Below are 22705 nucleotides of genomic sequence, written 5' to 3'. Positions count from 1 at the left end.
AAAAGCCGAGAGGTGTACACGCTTAAAGTGATCCTTCCACTTCTCGGAGGGTCTGTCGCAAAAGTTTTTGCATGGCTTTAGGCATCGGTGCGTCGCCATATTGCCGCTTAAAAACTTTCATGGCCAGATCCATCGGATCGATCGTTTGTAAATCTTCCGTGGCGGGAGGGGTTTCGCGATCCTCTCGCACGGCTGTTACGGCTTCGATGCGAGTCAGTCGGACGGCCTTGCCTTTCAGTGCTTCTTCGATCTGGTGCCGAAGCGAAGGCTCCGGTTCTGTGATCCGTATTTTGATTTCCAGATAGGGAGACCATTCGTCCGCCTCTCCTGACGGTAATCGGCCGATCTCTTCCAATACTTCGGGTAAAGTGCGAGCTTCGCGTGGAAGGGTGATCAGTCTGACCGTATCTTCGAACTCGATGTGTTCAATTTTGACATTGCCGTCTATCTCGATAAAAACAACTCCTTGTCTGTTGTTCTTTTCAGCGAACGACATGGGAATGGGAGCGCCCGCATAACGTACATTCTCGCGTCCGGAGATACGCTGGGCACGATGTAGATGCCCTAATGCGGTATATGTTATTCCACGCCCGAAAGCATCGGGAGAGACAGATTCCAACCCTCCGATGACGGTGCGTTCCGAGCGGTCGTTTTCCGAAATCTCCGAACCGGTGGCTTGTAGATGTCCCATAGCAATCACCGGCAGATGTTTATCAGGGACGAGATCATACAGGTTTTCATACATGGTCCACACCGCCTGCGAATAATTTTCCGCATCGGGATAATCGCCTTGTCGCAGGTAGGGCACGGCAAGGCAGCATCCTCCTTTTTTGAGAGGCACGATCAGACCGGCATAATCGATGTCGCCCTCTGGTGTTCGTCGCACAGTGCCGCGCACATCAATACGCATCTCCTCAAACAATGGGCTGGGGGCCTCAAGACGTGCCGCCGAATCATGATTCCCGGCAATGATGATAATCTGCAATTCGGGATTTTCGTACGTTACTTCGCGCAGAAATGTATAGTACATCTTCTGCGAGTCGGCCGACGGATTCGGACTGTCGAATACATCGCCCGCGATCAGCAAGACATCGGCCTGCCGGGCCTTCAGCACGTTCTTGAGCCATGCCAGAAAACGCATGTGTTCAGCCCGGCGGTCGTATTCAAAAAAATGTTGACCGAGGTGCCAGTCTGCGGTGTGAATGATCCGAATCTGCCGCTCCCCGCTCATTTCTCTACTCGGATGCGTGCATCCACCGCGATGATACCCTTCTCCGTAGCCAGCAGCGGATTGAGGTCAAGCTCCTTGATTTCGGTCGCGAAACGGAGCAAGGTAGAGAGACGTACGATAAATTCGGCAAATTGATGCTCGTTTACACCTTTCTGTCCGCGAGTTCCTTTGAAGATCTTATAGGCTCTCAACGAGCGGATCATTGAATAAGCTTCTTCGTACTCGAGCGGTGCGAGTCCTGAGGCCACATCGCCGAGCACTTCGACAAAAATACCTCCCAAACCACACAATACGATATGTCCAAACCGGTCTTCGTACTTGGCGCCGATGAACAGCTCCGTTCCTTTCAGCATGGGCTGAATCATTACAGCCTTAACGCCCGGCAGTTTCATCATGCGCCGGAACTCCAACGACAGATGTTCCTCGGTTTTGATGTTTAGCGCCACTCCGCCGATATCGGTTTTGTGTACGGGGCCGACTACTTTGGCAACGACCGGAAAACCTGTCTGACGTGCGAAGGCCAATACTTCTTCTTCATTGGTCGAAACACATTCTTCGACCATGGCCAGTCCCGCCGCTTTCAACAGGATTTGCATGTCGGATGGTTGCAGGTACCCGTTCTCGTCGATCCGGTCGATCGTACGGCGGATCAGAGGGATATCGACTCCTTGCAATTCGATTTGTCCAGCCGTCGGTTTAGGTGTATTTACTACACGCGATACGGCGCTTGCCAAAGCTACTTCGTCGGAGAAGTTAACGCCTCCTGCACGAATAAAGTCTTCAACCTCTCTGGACGAATTGACAATCGACGGAAGAATCGGGAACACCGGTTTACTGCATGTCTCCGACTTCTGGCGAATCATTTCCAACGCATCCGAGATTTTCCCCAGTCCTGTGCTTCCGAAGATGGTAGCGATGGCATCCGTTTCGGGGAAATGCTTATCCGCATAGTCGATGGCCAGTCCTAAGTCGGCTGGAGTGCCTGTCCCCAGAATATCGATCGGATTGGATACGGACGATCCGGGCAACAAACGTGACTTCAGTTCTTCGGATTTTTTGCCTTGATACGCCGGAACACCAAGTCCTCCGCGCGAGAGGGCATCGGTAAGAATCACTGCCGGGCCACCGGCATGGGTGACGACGGCGAAATTCTTTCCATGAAGATCTTTCAAGGTGAAAACACAAGCGACGGTTGCCAATTCTTCGCGGCTGTAACAGCGTACGATACCGGCTTTGCGGAATAATGCCTCGACCGCCGAATCGCTCGATGCCAAGGCGCCCGTGTGCGACGAGGCAGCTCTCATGCCGCTTTCCGAGCAGCCGCTCTTAATGGCGGCGATTTTGCATCCCTTACGTATCAGGGACGATGCGTGATACAGCAGTTTGTCGGGGTCTTTGATATTTTCGATGTATAATAACTTGATCTTAGAATCTTCTTCCGGATTGAAATTTTCGTCCATATACTCCAAAACCGCTTCAATGCCGATTTGAGAAGCATTTCCTACCGACCAGATCGAATTGAACCGAAGGCCTTTCGGAATAGAACATTCCATGATAAACAAAGCGACGCCGCCGGAAGCAGAAATCAAATCGGCTCCATTCGGATGAAATTCCGGAACGGGTGCCGTGAATACGCTGTGATGATAACGGTTGGCCATCCCGATGCAGTTGGGGCCGATCAGTGATACACCTGCCTGTGAACAGATTTGTTGTATTTCTTTTTCAATCACAGCCCCCTCCGGGGTCTCTTCGCTGAAACCCGAAGAGATGATGATAATGGCTTTGGCTCCTTTCTGATGTACCAATACATCGACTGCTTCTTTACAATGTGATGAAGCAACAGCCAATACCCCCATATCTACTTGCGGAAGGTCATGAACAGAAGGAGTCACTTTGATGCCTTGAATTTTGGTCTCTTTGGGATTGACAATGTGGAGCTTCCCGGCGAATCCTCCCGTCAGGATGTTCTTTACCATTTGCCCCCCCGGCTTGTTGATGTTGTTTGAACCGCCCACAACGGCGATAGACTGTGGGTTTATCAATTGCTGTGTAATCATGTCTATTCTCTATTTTTATGGGTTATAAGTCGTGCAAAAGTACAAAAAAATATTTAATACCTGATTTTCCGGTAAAAAAAATCTTTCTTTGCAAAAGAACAAACGGAACAAACAGTATTGAAATAATAAAAAGATATGATTTTTAGATATATATGTGTGTTATGCGCGTTGGTCGCGGCTACTGGAACCTATGCCCAATTTACCGTGAAAGGTACGGTGTTTTTTGAGGGAGGAGATAAAGCGGCGGGTGCGACGTTGCACCTGTTGCAGTCGCGTACGGTAGCCACTACCGATGTCGATGGGGCATTCACGTTGCAGAGCTATGTATCGCCTGATACGCTTGTTATTGTATATATGGGCTTCGAGTCGGATACGATTGCTGTCAGAACAAATAACCCTACACTATCGGTCGTACTGAGGGAAGCGAGTCGGCAAGTCGATGAGGTGGTTGTGACGGGACGTACAGCCTCAACCTTGAAGCCGCGCTTTGCCACCTTGCAGACCGAGCGGATCAATGCTGATGAATTAACGCGTGCAGCATGTTGTAACCTCTCGGAAAGTTTTGAAACGAATGCTTCGGTCGATGTGTCGTATTCGGATGCGGCTACGGGAGCGAAACAGATTCGTCTTCTGGGTTTGCCCGGTACGTATGTGCAGATGCTGACCGAGAATGTGCCGAGCTTTCGGGGGGCGGCTTCGCTCTTTGGACTCGATTATGTTCCGGGGCCATGGATGGAAAGCATTCAGGTATCGAAGGGGAGCGCGTCGGTGCGTAATGGTTACGAATCCGTTACGGGACAGATCAATATCGAATACAAGAAACCGATTACGGCAAGTCCGCTGACGGTGAATTTGTTCGCGTCCGACGCGGGACGGATGGAAGGCAACTTCGATGGGGCAGTGCGATTGTCGAAGCACCTGTCGACGGGGCTGTTTGCTCATTACTCGCGAGATAAGCGGGTGCATGACGCGAATGGAGACGGTTTTCTCGACCTTCCACTGCTCGAACAGTTTAATTTCTTCAATCGCTGGTATTACACGCGCAAAAATTTTATCTCACAGGTAGGAATCAAGGTGGTGCACGAGGCACGTGAAAACGGACAGACTGCACATGGGAAAGAAACATCGCCCGAAAAGCCACTATATGAAATTGATATTCGTACGCTTCGTGGCGAGGTATTCACCAAGAACGGCTATGTGCTTGATGCCGACATGAACCGCAGTATCGCGCTGATTCTTTCCGGGTCGTTCCATCGTCAGAATTCGGAGTACGGACTTATCGGATATGATTTGAAACAGCAGAACGTATATGCCAATCTGCTTTTCGATACCGATATCGATATAAAGAACAAAATCAGCACGGGGCTTAGCATGAATATGGATCGAACCGAGCAACAGTCGGAGTATTTGGCGTCTCACGCGGCATTTCTTCCTCTGCGCACCGAATGGGTTACCGGCGCTTTTGCGGAATATACATGGATGCCGTTGCGTGACCTGACGGTCATGGCAGGTCTTCGCGGCGATTATCATAACGAATACGGCTTCTTTGTCACTCCGCGGTTGCATCTGCGGTATAATCCTATCGAACAACTTCATCTGCGTGCCTCGGTCGGAAAAGGATACCGATCGGCGAATGTGTTTGTCGAGAACAACTTTCTTTTCGCATCGAACCGCGTGAGGAAGCTGTCCGTTGCACCCGATTTAAAGATGGAGTCTGCCTTGAATTGGGGGGCGAGTATCACGGGATACATCCCGCTGGCGGGAAAGGAGCTGGTGCTCTCGGCCGAGTACTATCAGACGGATTTCGGGCAGCAGGTCGTCACCGATGTCATGACGGACGCGCATGCCGTTCGTTTTTATAATCTTGACGGACGTGCCTATGCGCGTAACATCCAATTGGAAGCGAGCTACGTGTTTTTTGAGAGCCTCGATGTGCGTGGCGCATGGCGATGGACGGACGCCCGCACAACGTATAACGGTCAATTGATGGAAAAGCCGTTGACGAGCCGATATAAAGGACTGATTACGGCAGGATACCGGACGCCCGTTTACCAGTGGCAGTTCGATGCGACGGCGCAATTCAACGGACCCGGCACCCTACCGACGCCGGATGCGAAAAACCCGTTGTGGAAAGCGACGTTCGATGCTTATACGCTTGTCGGTGCGCAGATTACGAAGCGATTTAAGAAGTTATCGTTATATGTGGGAGTAGAGAATCTGTTTGACTTCACGCAACCGCACCCGATCGTTGCCTCATCCGATCCGTGGGGAGACGATTTCGATGCGACCATGGTCTGGGGGCCTGTGCATGGGCGGAAAGTCTACGGTGGTCTGCGGTGGAATTTATAATCAAGTATTAACCATAATAAAGAGAAGGAAAATGAAAACAATTCAATGGATGATGTGCTGTTTGATGCTGTTGGTCGGTATTGATGCGGTAGCACAGAAAGAGGCGAAGAAAAAGGAAGCGCAGACGACGTTTGCCGTAGAAATCATGTGCGATAACTGCGTCAAAAACATTAAAAAGAATATCGCTTACGAGAAAGGCGTGAAAAACCTGAAAATCGACTCCGAAAATCAGAATGTAACAGTGACTTATCATCCCCAAAAGACAAATCCCGAAAAACTGATCGAGGCATTTAAGAAGATCGGGAAAGAAGCCACTCCGATTGAGGAAGTTCCTTTGAAAAAAGACAACTGAAGGAAGATAAAGAAATCTCGAAAGCATTAATGACACGTATGCTAAAGTCGCTGCTGTAACACTCTATGACGGCAAAGTGACTTTGGCAGTCGCTAATGTGCTTAATAAAAAGGTTATGTTGTTACTTGTTTTTTGGTTTTTGCAACTTCCAAAATGCTTTCAAGTACTTATTCAATCGTTTTACATCTTGTTCGTTAAGTTCTTTTAAGCGAGTGATGTCCATATTATCAAGCAAATCATTTATTTTAACTTCAACGGCTATCGGATTTTGAGCGATTCGATTGATAAAAACGTCGTAATCTTCTTTTTCCGATTCTTTGGTGACACATCGTAATACAGCAATCACCTCATCTGAAAAACCTTCGTTTTTAAGCATTTCAAATGTCCATTCGCTGTCTTCTACTACATCGTGCAACACTCCGCAAATCTTCTCAATTTCACTTTTCCCCCGTTCCATAACACGCAACGGGTGTAAAATATACTCTGCTCCGGATTTGTCTTTTTGACCTTTGTGTGCTGCGACCGCTATTTCTATCGCTTTCTCTATCGTGGACATCGATTATTTATTGTTGTTTATGCGTATTTTGTTTACGAACAAGTGTAGTTTCAACTATTGAACGCGACTTTTTGGTTCAAATTTAAGAAAAAGATTTCTTTTGGGGAATAGAATTTGAGTTTGTATCTCGGTCTTTCGTTGATTTTGTATTGTATCTGTTTGATTATATTGTTGCTAAATTTATTGAGATTTGATTTTTTAGGGATGTACAGCTTGATCAGTTTGTTTGTGTTCTCAATCAATCCTTTTTCCCCTTTGGGCAGTTTTTGCGCTATGCAAAAAGCTATGGTTCTTTCCATAAAGGTCAGGATAGCTCCTTTGCCGTTTTTCCCGACGATGGTGTTCATCTTCCAATCTCCAAAGTGTCGATAGAGACTCACAACAAGAGGACTTTGCTCTACTCCGACACGATTCTTGGGCTGTCGAGTGCGCTTCTTACGGATCTCGGCCATATCCTCAAGCGTAAGAAAACGTGTACTTCTCTTTCTCGTTACGGTTTTGTTTAAGCTTATGGCTCATTACCGATTCATCATTACCGATGCTCTCTGAAATCATTTTCTGAGTACAACCCTGCTTATACATGGTAGAAATTGTGCACCTTTGCTTTCAAGCTAAATATCTCATAATGTTTTTTGAATGAAAGAAAAGATGGAGATTTTATGCCTTCGGAACAAAGGATAGAGAACTTTTTTCTCTTCCTTTGTCCGAAAAAGCTAATACTTGCTTATTTCATATAATAGCTGTATTCGCTAATTGAATTGACACGCGAGATTTTCCGGATACCGTTTTTTTGTTTTCAGCGCTAAATTGTTTATGTTTGCAGTTAAACGATTTTATATATCCTATTAAAGATTTATAGTTATGAAAAAGAAAAGTTTTATTGCAGTTGTACTGAGTATTATTTCAGTCGCTGTATTCGGACAGGAAAAGATTAAAGACGTGCGGACGAATCCTACGCTTTACTTCCTACAGATCGAAGACGTAGCAAGCAGCCTCGACCTTCTGGCTCCTCCTCCGCAACCGGGCAGCATTCTCTTTCTTCATGATCAGGCTCAATACCAGTGGGGAAAGATGCAGAGAAACACCCCACGCGGCGAGCAGGCTTTTTCGGATGCCAACGTAGACGGGGATGGAGTGCCGCAAGCTTTTTCAGAAGCTTTCGGAGTCCGTATCTCGAAAGAGACTACTCCCGAAATCCATAAGTTGGTGTTGAACATGCGCGAAGATGCGGGAGATCTCGCTACACGCGGAGCCAAGAAACATTACATGCGCGTGCGTCCGTTTGCTTTTTATCACGAAGACACGTGCAACCCTCAGCAACAGCAGGAACTTTCGACCAACGGATCATATCCCTCGGGACATACCGCCATCGGTTGGGCTACGGCGCTCGTACTGGCTGAGATCAATGTCGACCGTCAGAACGAAATCCTTAAAAGAGGATATGAGATGGGGCAGAGCCGTGTCATCTGTGGATATCATTTCCAGAGCGATGTCGATGCCGCACGTCTGGTGGCCAGCGCTGTTGTTGCCCGTTTGCATGCCAACGAGAACTTTATGGTGCAGCTCGGCAAGGCCAAGAAAGAGTTTGCCGCACTCGTCAAAGAAGGCAAAGTGAAGAAAAGCGAGATAAACGTAAACTGAAAATAGTTGAGCGTAATGAAACAATTTATTCTCATACTTCTCAGCCTGATGTTGATTGGGACGGCCTACAGTCAAGACGAAGAGAAATTAACGGTGAAACCTTCGGGACGTATCCTGATGGATGCGGGAGCGTTCCATGCCGATCATTACAACGATAAATTCAATGACGGAGTTGCCATCCCCGATGTACGCATCGGGTTTGGAGCGCAGTACGGCCAATGGAAGAGTAAGGTCGATGTGGGATTCGCTTATGCGAAAGTCTCGCTGAAAGATATCTATGTGGAATATATCTTCAATAAGGAGAATCTGCTTCGCGGAGGATACTTCGTGCATCAGTTCGGGTTGCAGAGCGCAACAAGTTCTTCATTCAAGATTACCATGGAGGAGCCGGCCAGCAACCAAGCCTTTTTCAACTCTCGTCTGGTCGGCCTGATGTTTCTACACAGCAAGGGGCCGTTATTCGGGACATTGAGTCTCTTTGCCGAAAACGAAGCGATTAAACAGACGACCGACAAGCTGGGGAACGAAGGATACGGTATGATGAGCCGACTGGTCTACCGTCCCCTGCGTGAGCCGGGCAAGATCGTTCATGTAGGTATCTCAGGCGCTTTCGAATCGCCGAGATACAGTTCCAAACCCGAAGACAATCATCGCTCGTATGCCTTGAAGTCGGAGTTTCCAACCCGTATCGCACGTGTGGCAGCCCAGCAGGCCGACATCACCGAGGCGAAGATGCTTTATAAGTTTACGCCCGAAGTAACGGCGGCTATCGGTCGTCTGGCTATCGAATCGCAGTATTATTTCGTGACAGTCAACCGTGAAAAGGGATTACCCCGTTATCAGGCAAGCGGCGCGTATGCTCTTTTAAGAGGCCTTGTAAAAGGCAAAAGCTACGCTTACTCGGATGGAGACAGCGGTATCGGCACGCCTGATCCGGGTTCGATGGAGGTTGTATTAGGATACAACTACACCGACTTGTCCGATCATAAAGCGAATATTCTCGGCGGACGGGTGAACGACTGGTCGCTCACCTTCAACTATTATCCGAACAAATACATGATCTGGCGTGTCAGAGGTTCGCTGACCAAAGCAACCGACAGAGCCGGCTATGACGATACCAACCTGAGCCTTATCGAGACGCGTTTTCAGGTGAAGTTCTGAACATCGGGTTGCTCTTTTTCCGACGAATGTTGGTCATGAATTGTAAATGGCTATCGGCAAATAAAAGACGAAAAGAAAAGGAACCTTCGGACGTTTGATTGAACCAATCAACAACCAACCGTCCGCAGGGTTTTCCTGACGTTTTGTCGTTTTTTACTGCAAGCTTGTACTTTTTTCAGAGATGCTTCTCTGATTAGGGGGCAAAATCGTCTGATTTCGGTGCAACGTCGTCCGATTTCGGTGCGATGACGTCTGTTTTCGACGCACGTTTGAGCTTCTTGAAGCGCTCGCTCGGGCGATTTCGGGACAACCTTGTCGGCTTTTCATTCGGCCGTGTCTGTTTTCGATGCAAAGCCCGAGTAAAAAACATCGTCGATTACACAACAAGTTGATTCTTTATATGGCGACCTGAAGGATATATCCCTTTTTCTTCAGAGAGATGATCGAAATACTTCGATCGTCTTCAAGTATTCTTCTCAGATAGGTGATCTGAACATTCAGAGCCAATGAATTCGCATGGCTGACATCTCCCCAGATGGTTTTGAGAATATGTTCACGTTCAACGATTGTTCCCATATTTTGCGCTAACAGGAGAAGGAGGTCGGTCTGTCTGGCGGTTAAAACGTGTGAGACTCCATGATACGAGACCGCACAACGATTGCTGTCGAACGACGTTTTTCCTATGACGAATTGCCGCTGAACTACCACCGTTCTATGCTCGAAACGTTCTTTGATTTTTGCGATAAGCTCTTCGGGATAGAAAGGCTTGGGAATGTAATCGTTTCCTTTGAGATTAAACCCTTTCAGCCTGTCGCTCTTCTCTGTGCGGTCTGTCAGGAAGAAAATCAGTACCGTCCGATCAATCTCCCGAATTTTGCGGGCCAGTTCAAAGCCATTCATCTCCGGCATATTGACATCCAGCAAGATTAAATCGGGATGAACGGTTTGAAACAATTCCCAACCGACGCCGCCGTTGTTCGCGTATGTCACACGATACCCCTCGACTTCCAGAAATTTTTTCAGAAGCATGGAGTTTTTTACATCATCGTCGACTAATAAGATTTGTATAGCGTCTGTCATTGCGGTAGTTTAATGGTAAAAACGGTGCCGATGCCTTCTTCACTTTCCACTTCAATCGAACCTGCATGAGCCATCACTAACTGCCTGACATAAGCCAGGCCCAGTCCCATACCCGGGATATTCCTGTTCGTGATGGACGGGCTACGGAAAAACTTGTCGAAGATGTATTTACGGTCTGATTTTGAAATGCCGAAACCATTGTCTTGAACAGTGATTGTGACGGATTCATGGTTGTTTTCGGAATAGTTGATTTTTATTTCCACTTTTTCTTCGGAATATTTGATGGCGTTCTCCAAAAGGTTGTTGATGATATGGCTGAGGTGCATTTTATCGGCTGTTACCATCAATTTTGCGTCGGTAAGGAGATGAATGGTCGCTGATTTACCGCTTGGGATGATGAGTTTTTCGATACAGTCGGTTAGGGTACTCCGCAAGTCGAAAGCCGATAACGTGAGCGGTATTTCCGTTATATCGTTGAAGGTAAGGTCTCGTAATTTCGAGAAATAGGATGACAGGTTATTCAGTTCCTGACGGGAATCCGCAAGTACAGCTTCCTTACTTTCTTGATCTTCCATCAACTTGTCGTTACGCATAAAAGAGATACACATCTTTAGGGTCGATATGGGGCGTTTCAGTTCGTGAATCATCGTATGAATGAAGTCTTTTCGCAATTCTTCCACTTTTCGCTGTTTCCGTATCGTCGCGATCTGTGCTACAAGGCAACTGACGAGAAAAACGGAAAGGACGGTCGATAAGAGTAATAGGTTCATCATGTTGGACAGTACCGGAGACAATTCGACCGGCAAGGTAATGTTCACCATCTCTTTCTCGAATATGTCGTAAGGATACGATACGGTGATGTGTGGGTCGAACGTCGAAGTATGATTGAATCTCAGAGGTAACCAGACCATCGAATCGGCCCGTTCCACATGGATTGCTTTTGCTGTGATTCCTCTTTCGTTCAACAGAGAATCGATGCGCGCGATCTCGAACGGATTGCGAAAATCGATGATAAAGCGCTCCAATGCGTCGTATTCGTTAGGATACTTAGGATGATTCGTTATGTCGAAATGATAATGCGTGATGCCCTCTGTTGGGGCAGTTTGATACCTGCTGATGATGTCTTTGATGTCTCTCTTGCTGATATTTTCCAGTGCAAGTTTGCTTGAATCCACCGCATAAATATCGAATACGGTGCTTAAGATACCTGCTTTTCCCGATTGGGCTGATGCGGTTATTCTCGTATTCGTCAGGATGTTTATATCCGATCTTTTCTTGAATTTTCTTATCTCCCGTTCTTCTCGCATCACTTCGAGAACGGTTTCATATAATTCGTTCTCATGGATTTCCAAGGTATACAAATAACGATGGTAGAGCCAATAGCCCTGCATCGTGCAGAAGGCAAGAATGGCTCCTATCGTTAGTCCATGCAGTATTTTAATGCGCTTCTCCATACTGCAAAAATAGTCTATTTCCCGCTTGAACGAATCGATTAACAACCCAATAGCGGCTTCAGTAATAATTTAGTAATAATTATCAATGTTACAGTAAGGATTATTTTTCTTCCGCGAGAGCATCGCTCGTAGTTTTGCGAAAAAGTCAAACCCAATAATAAAATGTATAACGTATGAAAAACATGGTATGGATGATGACGTTTAGCTTCGGTGCTATCGTCGCAGGTTATGCACAGCAGGTGCAGGTGATTCGCGTGGAGGGTAGTCAGATATCGACCAACTCCGCCGCGTCGGCAGAGCAAAAAGAGATTGGCAAGACCGTGATGGAGTTTATGTTCGATTATACGTATTTGCGTGATACAACTCAGGTGTCGTCGGCTGTAACGGACCGCATGATCTTGCAGGTGGGGCAGGGTTTGTCGAAGTTTTCCAGTTATCGCACCATGCAGGTCGATTCATTGATTCGGGTATCGACTGCCGACCAGATACAAGCAGATCCCAGACGCTATATCGGAGGACAAACCTATTCAATCTATAAGAACTATCCGGCAGGTAAGTTGACGACTACGGACAAAATCGCTACGGACTGGTTCCTTATCGAAGAACCGGTTCCGGAGCAAGCATGGACGATGACGGAAGAAACAAAAGAGATACTGGGTTATCCGTGTAAAAGCGCAAGATGCTCTTTCAGGGGTAGGGACTACATCGCTTATTATACCGATGAAATACCGGTGGCCGACGGCCCTTGGAAGTTCGGCGGTCTTCCCGGTTTTATCATGGAGGTGCAAGATGTCAGGAACCATTATTCCTTTGTCTGTGTGGGAATAAATTCCAAGTCCGATCGTCGTATCACGATACCCGATGTACTTTATAACAAGACTTCACGCGTGAAATTTTATCAAACGAAATATACTTACGATATCAATCCGCTGGGTTATCTCGAAACAGTCAGCGGCATCAAGGTGAATGTTACGAATAACGGAGAGACAAGAACCGATCTCGCTAAGCCTCGCGGATTGACTTACGATTATATGGAAACAGACTGGCGGAAGGATTAAAAACTGCTCGTATGAGAATCATCACAACGATGTTCGCAGCATTCTTCAGCCTGTCTGTCGTTTATGCTCAGACGAAGGAAGTGCGCGGAGTAGTGCTCGATAAGGACGATCAATCTCCTGTTGCCGGAGTGATCGTACAGGTTAAAGATTCATCAGATCATACATATCAATACACGATAACGAATGATCAAGGCGAGTTCGGCATACGATATCATACGGCTGTCCCGGACTTGTCTTTAAGGTTTCAATGTATGAGTTATGCTCCTCAAACCATTAAGTTAGGTGTGTCATCTTCGCCTCTGACCGTATATCTCGTCCCCCGGCCGACGCGGCTCAACGATGTGATCGTCAGAGCGCCGGACATAGAGCAGCGAAGCGATACGCTGACCTATTATATGAGCAAGTATGCCACACCCGCGGACAAGCATCTTGCGGATGTACTGAAACGCCTGCCGGGTATAAAAGTGGAAGAGAACGGGCAGATCAAATACCATGGTGAGCCGATTAATAAATTCTATATCGATGGTTCCGATTTTATGGATGGTCGTTACGGATTGGCAACCGAAAATATCTCCCCTTCGGATGTGGCGAGTGTCGACGTTCTGGAGAATCATCAGCCCGTTCAGGTGTTGAAGGGATTGGAATTCTCCCGGCAGGCAGGACTGAATATAAAGCTGAAAGAAGAAGCGCGTCGTCAATGGATCGCCATACTTCATGGAGGCGTAGGAATGTCGCCGCTTTTATACGATGCTTCCGCGTTTGCCATGCGTATCGCCGGCAAGTGGCAGAGTATGGAGACGGTCCGTGTCAACCGTACCGGATGGAATCCGGCCTCGCAAAGCCGGCGACAGATCGAGCATCGCATTTTTGGCAACGGGTATCTCGATCAGCTTTGGGACGATCATATCACAGTCGGTCAGTCGTCCTCACCGATCGACGAGCAGAGAACCCGCGACAATTTTTCCATGCTTGCCCATACCTCGAACTCGTGGCATACAGGTGAAGGCAGAGATCTGAAATTCAACCTGACTTACGAAGGGGACCGGTTGGATCATCGAACGGCGTATGAAACGAATTATTTTGATGAAAAGATTCCGTCGTTTATAGAGCGAAAGACGATGCGGACGCAGGCACACCGTTTGGGCGGGCATTGGGCGTTACAGGTCAATCGTCCTGCATGGTTCCTGAAAAACAATCTCTACGTCGATGCGGATTGGGATGAGGCCGCTTCGACGATAGGCGGTACACGTTCTCTTTTGCAAAAGGCCGAGACACCGTCTTTCCGAGCCACGAACGATTGGCAGACAGTCAGGCGGATAGATGAACGTTTGCTCACGCTCTCCTCACGAAACAGCTATGTGTATAAACCTCAATCTTTGCGTGTAACGGCTGACTATTCCGCCATACAGAAGGTGACGACAGCAGATTTTCGCTCCTTTACGGAGGCTCGCTACGGTTGGCTGTTCAACCGGTGGAAAGTGGCTGCTCGCGGAGGAATCGATTTCGATCATCATAACATAGACGCAGATTTGCACGGAATAGCGCTTTCTTATCCGACACGAAACGAGACGGCTTTCTCCTTGTTGAAGACCGACCTCTCTCCGGACGTTTCGTATCAACCCAACAGATGGTCGTTTACCTTATCTGTTCCTGTGAGCTATCATTTGCATCATATCCGAAATAAGTTGACCAATGAAAATCTGACGAAGCATTATGTTTCCCTGACTCCGTCATTTTCCCTCCGTCATCAAATCAGTGCGAAGATGGACATCACGGCACAACTCAAGTATTCTTTGACCCCGCCTAAAGCGGATATACATCTCCGGAATGTCATGATGAATGATTTTAGAAATTTAACGGTGCTCGAAGATGTTCCCGAGCGCAGAGAGGAACGTGCGGCAACCTTGCACTTCAGATATCGGAATCCCATTACTTCGTTGTTCTTTCATTGGATGGGGAAGCTGGAATAGAATCGTTTTCCATCGATGGAGAGTCAATTGTTTATGGGAGATTATATCCTTCACTCGTTTGTTCCGATCCGAAATGAGAGCAGGAATTTAGCGGTAAACGGAAGAATCGGTAAAGGCCTAATGTCCGGCAGGCTGACCTTGGGGCTTGACGCCGGCCATGTACGGACTTGGGCTACCTCTATGAAGCAGCATGTGGAATCGCCGTATGTGTTGACGACGACTTTTGCGCAACCGTATCTGAAAGGCTTTTTCATCCATGGGGTGTCGATGGATTATCGTCTGTCGTATACAAGGAATGCGCTGGCAATCGAATCTTCCGAGAAGAGCGCTTATGATGTATGGAAGCAATATCTCACCTTTACGATTATACCGGATAAAGCCTGGCAGATCGGTATCGGCGGTGAACATTATCATACCCGATTCAGTTCGGAGAACACAACGAACCTGATCCTGCTCGACGCATCGGTAAGATGGACGATATCCAAGCGTGCCGCTCTTAGTCTGACGGGTACGAATCTTCTCAATCGAAGAGTCTACGGTTACGCGAATTACGGGCTGTTAAACGAGACAAGTCACACGTATCATATACGTGGGCGGAGCATCACGGCAGACGTGCGGATCAGACTGTAAAGCGCGCGAGAGCTCCCGACACGAACGGTTATTTACAATACAATTCTACGGTCGTACCGTTCATTTCGTACCGCATCGAAGAAGTCAGCGATAAGATGTCGAGCGCGCTCCGGATACTTCCTCCGCCCAGTGTGCCGGAGAACCGGACGGTACGCAGCTCTTCGGAGGCGAATCGGATTTCGACATTGAAAACGCGCGAGAGCGTATGGGCAATCTCGTCGAACGAACGGTTTTCGAAGTATAGATTTCCTTCTTTCCATTGGATGAAATCGGCCGCGTACACTTTTCCCATCGATAACGTATGATTCGTTCGGTCGAAGATCAACTGTTCGTTTTCGGCAAGTACGTGTTCCTTTCCTTGGGCATTCACCCGGACGCTTCCTTCCAACAGCACGGAGGAGATATACTGGTCGTTGCGGTAGGCCGTTACGTTAAACGCTGTGCCGAGTGCCTGCACATCCATTTCTCCTGCCGTTACGATAAAAGGACGTCGCGCGTCTTTTTGAACTTCGAAATAGGCCTCTCCTTCGAGGAAGACCCTCCGCTCGTTGCGGTTGAAGTTGCCGTCGTAAGTAAGCGTTGAGCCGGAATTGATCCAGACCCGGCTTCCGTCCATCAGCTGCACTTCGGCTCTCTCTCCGTAAGGGGTGGTGATCGCCACGACCTTGTCGGCGGAGACCGGACGAGAGGTGAAAACATAGACTGTCCATGCGGATACGACAGGGAGTATCCATACGGCAGCCCATCGCATCGCCTTACGCCACGAACGATGAAGGCGTACTGGCTTGCTATCGGGCAGAATGGACGCGCGTATTCGTTCGTACATCCGGTTCTTCGTGTCGTGATCGATGTCACATGCCGCTCTTTCCAGCCGCTTTTCCATCAGTCGGTCGATCTGTTTATCGTCCCGAATCCGGTCGAAGAGACGTTCTTTTTCTTCTTCCGTGGCTTCGTTGCGGATATATTTTTCAAATAGACGGATATAATCGTTTTTTTTCATTTTTCTTTATATGATGATATACACAGTACAATCGGCGGCGCCGATTCCCCGAATGCGATATCATACAATTATACTAAATTAACAGAATGAGGCCGAGAAGAAATAATCGATGGTAGTTCTTTTCAAAATGTTTACGAATGAATTTGACCGCCAGCCATAGCTGCGTTTCTACCGTACTTACGGAAATCTGCATGATTTCGGCGATTTGTTTGGTCGATAGATCGTTTTTCCGGCTCAGGATAAAGATTTTTTTGCGCGACGGAGGTAACTGTTCGATCAGCTCATCGATAAATTGTTCGAGCCACTTGGCGTCGAGTTCTTTTTCCACGAGGGTGTCGCAGGCAGGTTCTTCACGTAGCACGAACTCTTGGTACAAGTATTCCATCGTCTGTCGTTGATATTTATTCATCAGCATGTTTTTGGCGATCACGGAAAGGAAAGCAAGAATCGACTTTTCGGGATCGAGTTCACGATGCACTTCCCACAATTTGATGAAGACCGACTGCACGATCTCCTCCGCCATATAGCGGTCGCCGTGCGAGAGGGTCATCATAAAGTTGTAAAGCTTTCCCGCATATCGTTTGTAAATGGCTTCGAACGCTTGACACGAGCCATTTTTTAAGGCGATCAGTTCTTGCTTTTCGACAGACATTCCTCTCTGTTACAGACGAACGGAGGATATATCGGAACAAAAAGTTCCGGCATATCCTCCGAATGTGTTTCTCTTACTTAGCCGTATCCAGTTCGTATCCCCACGATTTTCCTTTCTCGGTGGCCGGGAGTCCTTTCGTCATCCATACCGGAGCGGGGTCGCCTTTGAGGTAATGGTCGAAGAACTGTTGCAGACGGATGGAGAGGTCTTTGCAGTTACGGCGTTCGCGCAGATTGTGCGCTTCGTTGTTGTATTGGAGCATCCATACGGGTTTACCCATGCGCCGCAGCGTCATGAAATATTCGATGCCTTGATACCAGGGTACCGCGCCGTCTTTGTCGTTGTGCATGATGAGCAGTGGCGTGCGCACTTTGTCGGCGAAGAACACCGGCGAGTTAGCGATGTACAGGTTCAGCGAGTCCTGCATCGTCGCACCGATACGCGACTGGGTTTGCTCGTACTGGAACTGTCGGCTGCGTCCCGACTCCCAGCGGATGCCGCCGTATGCACTCGTCATGTTCGACACGGGCGCGCCTGCACCGGCTGCCTTGAACATATCGGTGCGCGTCACTAAGTAAGAGACCTGATAGCCGCCCCAGCTCTGTCCCTGAATGGCCATGTTCGCTTTGTCTATCCACGCGTTCCGTGCCAGCGCTTCCGCTCCCGCGACGATGGCGTTGTAGGCGTCTTCGCCCGGACGTCCGACCGTGTAATGAATATCGGGAACAAAAACCACATATCCCCGGCTGACGAAAAAGGGAATATTAATGATCGAACGGCTCGGGGCGGGAGGATAGTAGCGATAAAGCTCATCGGAATGTTTTTCGTAGAAGTAAATCATGACCGGATACTTTTTCTGCGGGTCGAAGTCTTCGGGTTTGTAGACGATGCCCTGCAAGGGGATGCCGGCGAAGGACGTCCACGCGAACAGTTCGGCCGTGCCCCATCTGTAATCGCGCATCTGGGGATTGATGTCGGTCAGTTTGTCGGCCGATTTCCAGAAGTTCCTCGTAACGTATAGATCGGGCGATGTTTGGAAATTGCCTTTCAGAAACGCAAACACGTCGGCTTCTTTGGCTTTGACTACCGACGGAAAGCTATATGGAACGATCGTTCGTTTTTGAAGCGAGTTGCGTCCGTTTGTTTTCAGCGTATAAAATCCTCTTTCTTTGCTGCGTTTGTCGAAGGCTGAAAGTAGCAGCCGGTCGTTTGTCGTGAAGAAGCGTTTGTCCGGGTCGGTGGGCACGTAGCGCAGCACGAGGGAGTCGCTTCGTCCTTTTCCGAGCGTGAAGTTCTCCGGTTTTTTGATGCCTTTCGGGTCGATTTTCCAGATGTCGAACGCGTCGTTGAGCAGTACGTATTCATCGTTTTGGCCCCATCCCGCGAGTCCGTACGAACCGGGAAGAGACGGCGTGTCATGCTCTTCGTTCCAGAAATTCACGTCGAGGTCTTTGGTCAGGTTTACTGTGGCGCGGGTGTGGTTATCGAACGCAAACCAGTGGCGTTGGGCGGCGTCCCACCAGATCGTATAATTCCCTTGCGACGAGAGTGCCGGACGGCCTCCGATGGCGCGTGCCACAGGTTGCAGACGGCCGGTTTCGAGGTCGTATGTCCACGCATCGACCCGGGGCGAGATGTCCCACTGCGTTTCCAGCCGGTAAGGTCTGTCGGAGCCGAGGAGCGCAAAGCGGCCGTTGTTGTCGTTGGCGATGCTACAGAAAGGCATTTCTTTCGTCGCTATCGCAAGGAAAGCACCCGGTTTGTTCGGGTCGATGACTCCCATGTAGGTGCGGTTCAGTTCTTGTCTCAGTTCCACAAGCTGCTGCGGCTGGACGAGCGGGTCTTGCCAGTGCCAGATATCGAGCCTCGCCATTTCGAAGTCGACGATCGTTGTGTCTTTGGGGGCCTGCTTCGGGGCTGCTCCGATTACAATCCGCTCTCCGTTCTTACTGAAACGCGGGGCTGAAAACTCGTTGAAGATCCAGCCTTCGGGCAATCCCGACGCGTTCTTGCCGGCGATCACGACCGCCGAGTCAGCGCCTTTTTTGAAATAGCGCACCTCGAACGATTTCTGTTCGATCTTTGACGTGTCGTTCGTGGCGAGATAAACGAGTTGTTCTCCTTGCTCGTCGAACGCGAACGATTTGTATTCGGCCTTCTCTTTCGAAATAATCCGGCGTACCTGATTCTTCAGATCAAAGAAAAGAATTTCGGGGGTTCGGGTCGAATCTTTTTTGTCCGGCTCGGTGTTCACGGCGAAAGCGTTTCCGAATTTATTGAATAGATGATTTTTGGCGTCACGAATCGTATCTTCGTGCTGCGTAATCAGATTGTGGAGAATCAGCAGGTCTTTCTCTTTTTTCTCTTTCTTGGCCGTATCTTTGGGCGCTGTAACAGTATAAGCGATATGACCGCTCATCTTTTCAGGCGCCTTGAAAGCTTTCACTCCCGCGATTTTCCGTACCGCCAACGTCCGGTTGTCTACGATGACGAGTGAATCTTTCGGCAGATCTTCTTTCTTTTTCTTTTTAATCCGTGCCTCGCGCCGTTCGGCAAAGGGCGCTTTTACCAAGCCTACCGTAAACATTCCGTCGGGCGAAACGGCGTACGTTTTCACCCGTTCGACCGTGAGTGTCCGGTTCTTCATCAGATCGCGGACCCACAATGTGGTGTCTCCTTCCTGCGGCTGGATCAGTGCCGTGAGGATTTTTCCGTCTTTGCTGATACGGATGTTCGAGAGACTTTTCCAGCCGTCGTAGACCGAATGATCAAGGGGTTTCTTTTGGGCATACGAGGCGGTTGCCAAAAGTAAAAACAGACAAGTAGAGAGAATTTTTTGTTTCATAGTATACGTTGTTTTTAATATTTGATTTTTGAGTTACAAAAGTAGGTTATTTTTCGGAATAAAAAACGATTTCATGGCTCCTTCGGTCATTTTCGATCAGCCCTACGGACGGTTGTATGTCGGCCGAACAAACGTCCGGCTGCCGGTTTTCGCTCGACACGTAACGGCAGAAATCCCGATCATTAAGCCTTCCGATAACGATCATTAAGCCTACGGGACACCTTTGTTTACTTAAACGACAACTGTGTGCCAATTGGACGACAGTTGTGTTCCAATTGTCCCACAATTGTGATCCAATTGGAACACAACTGTGAGACAAGTTAAAGATACGTATCCAAAACCTTAATGATAACCTCCCGCAAGCTTAAGGGTACGTATCGGAATGTGTAAAGGAAAGGAGTAATTAGCTTGTCGGTCGGTGAGTATGACGATTTATTTCAATACGATTCCTCCGTACGAGACGGAAATAGTGACGGAGGCGCTCGGATTGTTGCTTTTGCCCGCCGTACCGACGATACACCCTTTCTTCTTCAGCGATACGTTATGGAACGTAAGGTTGCCGGTGTCGATGTTTCCGTAGTTGGTATAAAGGGCGGCTTTGAAAGCATGCTCTTCGGTCATTCCGATCTTTACATTGCTGTAGGCCGCGTCGACCCGGATTTCCGAAAAGTCGTTCGCCACTTCGGCGATTTTCAGTCCGCCGTATCGCAACCGATCGGCTGTCAGACGTTTGTTCAGTTTGCCGATTCGCACGTCGGTGTAGCCTGTTTCGATTTCGAAGTCGGTCACCGATTCGATCCGGTAATGATCATACTTCGAATCGGCCACAACCTGCTGGGCTTCGTCGATTTTGATACTGGAATATTTGCTTTCGACGGAAAGATTGTTGCATTTGTTCATCGTCACGTTGCCGTAACCGATGTCGATCGTCGCCTTATGAACGGCGTTTGCGAAAAGATTTCCGTATTTGAGCTCGACGGTGAGCGGTTGCGTGAGGTTATCGAGGTAAATATTTCCGTACTTATTTTCCAGCATCGGAATGACGCTTTTGGGGGCGGTGACGGTATAATGTACCGAACGCCCGCAGTTGTTGCAGTTGATCGGTTCGAACTTGGTACGGGCCGAAACCCGATTGCCGCTGTGGGAAAAATCGACCGACACGCTCTCGGCATATTTTCGGGCGGCTTCTTCGGTGCGTCCCTCGCCTCTGATTTCGATCTTGAACGTGATTTTGCGGTTCGTTCCTTCGATGATCCGGATGTTGCCGTATTTATTTTCGATGGAGAGAACAGGATTGTCGCCGACGGAAAAATCCTTGACAATCTCTCTCTTATACTCTTTCCGAGCGGCGAAGGTTTCGGTTGCCAACAAGGTGATGGCTAAAATAAACAGAATTTTCTTCATGATGCTTTTATTTGACGGGTTATTAAATTCATTTGTATTTGCTGCAAGGCTGTAATTCTGGATGAATAGACGCTGACGATCAACGTAATCTTATGCTCGTCGGTCATCTGAACTTCCGGCATCTGTTCGGCTTCCATCGTCTCTAATTCTTCGAGGACTTTGGCGCGTTCGTTTCCGTCCATCAGGCTAAGCAGTTGTTTGGTCGTTTCCAGTTCGTTTTCAAACAGCATGGCGTAATGGTTCTGTACATCGGCCGGCGAGTCTTCCGACGAGAGCGGTGCGGTCATCTCCGGTCGTGAAGTGAACAGCCAGATGCCGGCCATTACGGCGGCGGCCGTTGTAACGACTCCGGTCAGGATGCGCCACATGCGATTCCGTCGGTTGTTCGCTTTCGTTTCGTGCGTTAGGTGTGTATCCGTCCCGATTTCCGATGTCGTTTCGGCGTGCAACGCTTCGAGTCGCCGGGCAAAGCGTTCGCGGTGCCCGTCTTTGGGTTCGCCACACGCAAAAATTTCGTGCGAATGTGTTTTGATCGTATGTTCTAATCTATTCTTTTTCTTGTTCATATCCGTTGCTTCTGATTCAATACGTTACGTAATCGGGACAATCCTCTCGTGTACTGCACACGTACGGTCGAGGGGTTGAGTTGCAGTCTCGCGGCGATATCGGCAAAGCTCATATCGCCGAACAAGCGCAGACTGAGGATACTCCGGTAACCGGCGGGTAAGCGTCCGATACCGGTGCGTATTTCATCGATGTCGGGCTGTTCGTCGGCCGGTTCGTCTTCGTCGGCCGGTTCGGTCAGCTGCTCTTCGTCGATCGAGGCGTAAAAGTTTTTCTGCTTTCGTACCGCGTCGATGGCCGCGTTGGTTGCGATTCGCCGCAAGATGCGTTCCATCGCCCGCGGGTCGTCGTTGAGCAGTTCGGGACGGACGAAGATTTTCAGCAAGGTGTCCTGCATAATCTCTTCGGCTTCGTCACGATGTCCGACAACGGCCGCGGCACTCTGATAAACCGGTCGGAAGAAGCGGTCGTAGAAAGCCATCTGCGCTTGTTGTTCGCGTCTTCGCACGCCATCGATGAGGTTTTTGTATTCGTTATCCATTCGTTTGACTGTTCATCCTTATAACGAGGCCAAGGGCGATTTGCTACAACGAAGGTAGAAAAAAATACGGTATTTCGCGTTCGACCGCATCCTGTTTCGTTGCACAAAGAACGGGAGGACATGCCGATAAGGGCAAACCGATTGGCCGCGCCGGGATTTG

19 protein-coding genes are annotated in these 22705 nt (G+C 48.7%); 8 read left to right on the top strand and 11 right to left on the bottom strand.

Annotation, left to right across the window (positions count from 1 at the left end; all coding sequences use genetic code 11):
* Positions 1-22: 22 nt before the first annotated feature.
* Positions 23-1231 carry an exonuclease SbcCD subunit D gene (locus EII41_RS02205; RefSeq protein ID WP_411292571.1) on the bottom strand — a complete coding sequence of 403 codons (1209 nt, stop codon included), beginning with the start codon at positions 1229-1231 and terminating at the stop codon, positions 23-25.
* Positions 1228-3288 carry an acetate--CoA ligase family protein gene (locus tag EII41_RS02200; protein ID WP_124789248.1) on the bottom strand — a complete coding sequence of 687 codons (2061 nt, stop codon included), beginning with the start codon at positions 3286-3288 and terminating at the stop codon, positions 1228-1230. The genes EII41_RS02205 and EII41_RS02200 overlap by 4 nt, the downstream gene beginning before the upstream one ends.
* A 135-nt stretch (positions 3289-3423) precedes the next feature.
* Here EII41_RS02200 and EII41_RS02195 point away from each other — a divergent pair, with 135 nt between their 5' ends.
* Complete coding sequence (locus EII41_RS02195) at positions 3424-5637, top strand: TonB-dependent receptor plug domain-containing protein (RefSeq protein WP_124789247.1); 2214 nt, start codon at positions 3424-3426, stop codon at positions 5635-5637.
* Positions 5638-5668: 31 nt separating this feature from the next.
* A complete protein-coding gene (locus EII41_RS02190) occupies positions 5669-5989 on the top strand; it encodes a heavy-metal-associated domain-containing protein (protein WP_260425441.1) in 321 nt (106 codons plus the stop codon).
* 121 nt (positions 5990-6110) lie between these two features.
* Here EII41_RS02190 and EII41_RS02185 read toward each other — a convergent pair whose 3' ends face one another.
* Positions 6111-6545, bottom strand: a complete 435-nt coding sequence (locus tag EII41_RS02185; RefSeq protein ID WP_124789246.1) for a phosphohydrolase — start codon at positions 6543-6545, stop codon at positions 6111-6113.
* A gap of 861 nt (positions 6546-7406) precedes the next feature.
* On the opposite strand from EII41_RS02185, the gene EII41_RS02180 reads away from it, so the two are divergent.
* Both EII41_RS02180 and EII41_RS02175 read left to right on the top strand, forming a co-directional pair.
* Positions 7407-8186: an acid phosphatase gene (locus EII41_RS02180; RefSeq protein WP_124789245.1), complete on the top strand. Its 780-nt coding sequence runs from the start codon at positions 7407-7409 to the stop codon at positions 8184-8186.
* Between the two features lie 15 nt (positions 8187-8201).
* The gene (locus tag EII41_RS02175; RefSeq protein WP_124789244.1) at positions 8202-9347 is read left to right on the top strand and encodes an OprO/OprP family phosphate-selective porin; all 1146 of its coding nucleotides are present in this window, start codon (positions 8202-8204) and stop codon (positions 9345-9347) included.
* Positions 9348-9743: 396 nt separating this feature from the next.
* Here EII41_RS02175 and EII41_RS02170 read toward each other — a convergent pair whose 3' ends face one another.
* Positions 9744-10427 carry a response regulator transcription factor gene (locus tag EII41_RS02170; protein WP_124789243.1) on the bottom strand — a complete coding sequence of 228 codons (684 nt, stop codon included), beginning with the start codon at positions 10425-10427 and terminating at the stop codon, positions 9744-9746.
* Complete coding sequence (locus EII41_RS02165; RefSeq protein WP_124789242.1) at positions 10424-11881, bottom strand: sensor histidine kinase; 1458 nt, start codon at positions 11879-11881, stop codon at positions 10424-10426. The genes EII41_RS02170 and EII41_RS02165 overlap by 4 nt, the downstream gene beginning before the upstream one ends.
* A 173-nt stretch (positions 11882-12054) precedes the next feature.
* Between EII41_RS02165 and EII41_RS02160 the strand changes: the two genes are divergently transcribed.
* From EII41_RS02160 to EII41_RS14470, 3 genes are read left to right on the top strand one after another with little or no spacing between them, the layout of a single operon-like run.
* Positions 12055-12939 carry a GLPGLI family protein gene (locus EII41_RS02160; protein ID WP_124789241.1) on the top strand — a complete coding sequence of 295 codons (885 nt, stop codon included), beginning with the start codon at positions 12055-12057 and terminating at the stop codon, positions 12937-12939.
* 11 nt (positions 12940-12950) lie between these two features.
* Positions 12951-14909, top strand: coding sequence for a carboxypeptidase-like regulatory domain-containing protein (locus tag EII41_RS02155; RefSeq protein WP_260425440.1), 1959 nt, complete (start codon positions 12951-12953; stop codon positions 14907-14909).
* A gap of 15 nt (positions 14910-14924) precedes the next feature.
* The gene (locus EII41_RS14470; RefSeq protein WP_260425439.1) at positions 14925-15539 is read left to right on the top strand and encodes a TonB-dependent receptor; all 615 of its coding nucleotides are present in this window, start codon (positions 14925-14927) and stop codon (positions 15537-15539) included.
* 28 nt (positions 15540-15567) lie between these two features.
* Here EII41_RS14470 and EII41_RS02150 read toward each other — a convergent pair whose 3' ends face one another.
* The 3 genes from EII41_RS02150 to EII41_RS02140 form a co-directional block, all read right to left on the bottom strand.
* On the bottom strand, positions 15568-16539 hold the full coding sequence (locus tag EII41_RS02150; protein WP_124789240.1) for a FecR family protein: 972 nt from the start codon (positions 16537-16539) through the stop codon (positions 15568-15570).
* A gap of 73 nt (positions 16540-16612) precedes the next feature.
* Positions 16613-17191 carry an RNA polymerase sigma-70 factor gene (locus EII41_RS02145; RefSeq protein WP_124750883.1) on the bottom strand — a complete coding sequence of 193 codons (579 nt, stop codon included), beginning with the start codon at positions 17189-17191 and terminating at the stop codon, positions 16613-16615.
* A gap of 73 nt (positions 17192-17264) precedes the next feature.
* Positions 17265-20036 (bottom strand): alpha/beta hydrolase family protein, encoded by a 2772-nt coding sequence (locus tag EII41_RS02140; RefSeq protein ID WP_124789239.1) that lies wholly within the window; start codon positions 20034-20036, stop codon positions 17265-17267.
* 73 nt (positions 20037-20109) lie between these two features.
* On the opposite strand from EII41_RS02140, the gene EII41_RS14465 reads away from it, so the two are divergent.
* Entirely contained in the window at positions 20110-20244 is a 135-nt protein-coding gene (locus EII41_RS14465) for a hypothetical protein (protein WP_260425438.1), read from the top strand.
* A gap of 224 nt (positions 20245-20468) precedes the next feature.
* Here EII41_RS14465 and EII41_RS02135 read toward each other — a convergent pair whose 3' ends face one another.
* Genes EII41_RS02135 through EII41_RS02125 form a run of 3 tightly spaced genes read right to left on the bottom strand, consistent with a single transcriptional unit; the run spans position 20469 to position 22545 of the window.
* On the bottom strand, positions 20469-21440 hold the full coding sequence (locus tag EII41_RS02135) for a hypothetical protein (protein ID WP_124789238.1): 972 nt from the start codon (positions 21438-21440) through the stop codon (positions 20469-20471).
* Positions 21437-22006: a hypothetical protein gene (locus tag EII41_RS02130; RefSeq protein WP_124789237.1), complete on the bottom strand. Its 570-nt coding sequence runs from the start codon at positions 22004-22006 to the stop codon at positions 21437-21439. The genes EII41_RS02135 and EII41_RS02130 overlap by 4 nt, the downstream gene beginning before the upstream one ends.
* Complete coding sequence (locus tag EII41_RS02125) at positions 22003-22545, bottom strand: RNA polymerase sigma factor (RefSeq protein WP_124789236.1); 543 nt, start codon at positions 22543-22545, stop codon at positions 22003-22005. Before EII41_RS02125 ends, EII41_RS02130 begins: the two co-directional genes overlap by 4 nt.
* Positions 22546-22705: the final 160 nt, after the last annotated feature.

Source organism: Tannerella forsythia, assembly GCF_003860135.1.
GTDB classification, from domain to species: Bacteria; Bacteroidota; Bacteroidia; order Bacteroidales; family Tannerellaceae; genus Tannerella; species Tannerella forsythia_A.
The sequence above is the reverse complement of the archived record's forward strand: the minus strand, read 5'-3'. Positions and strand labels throughout refer to the sequence as shown.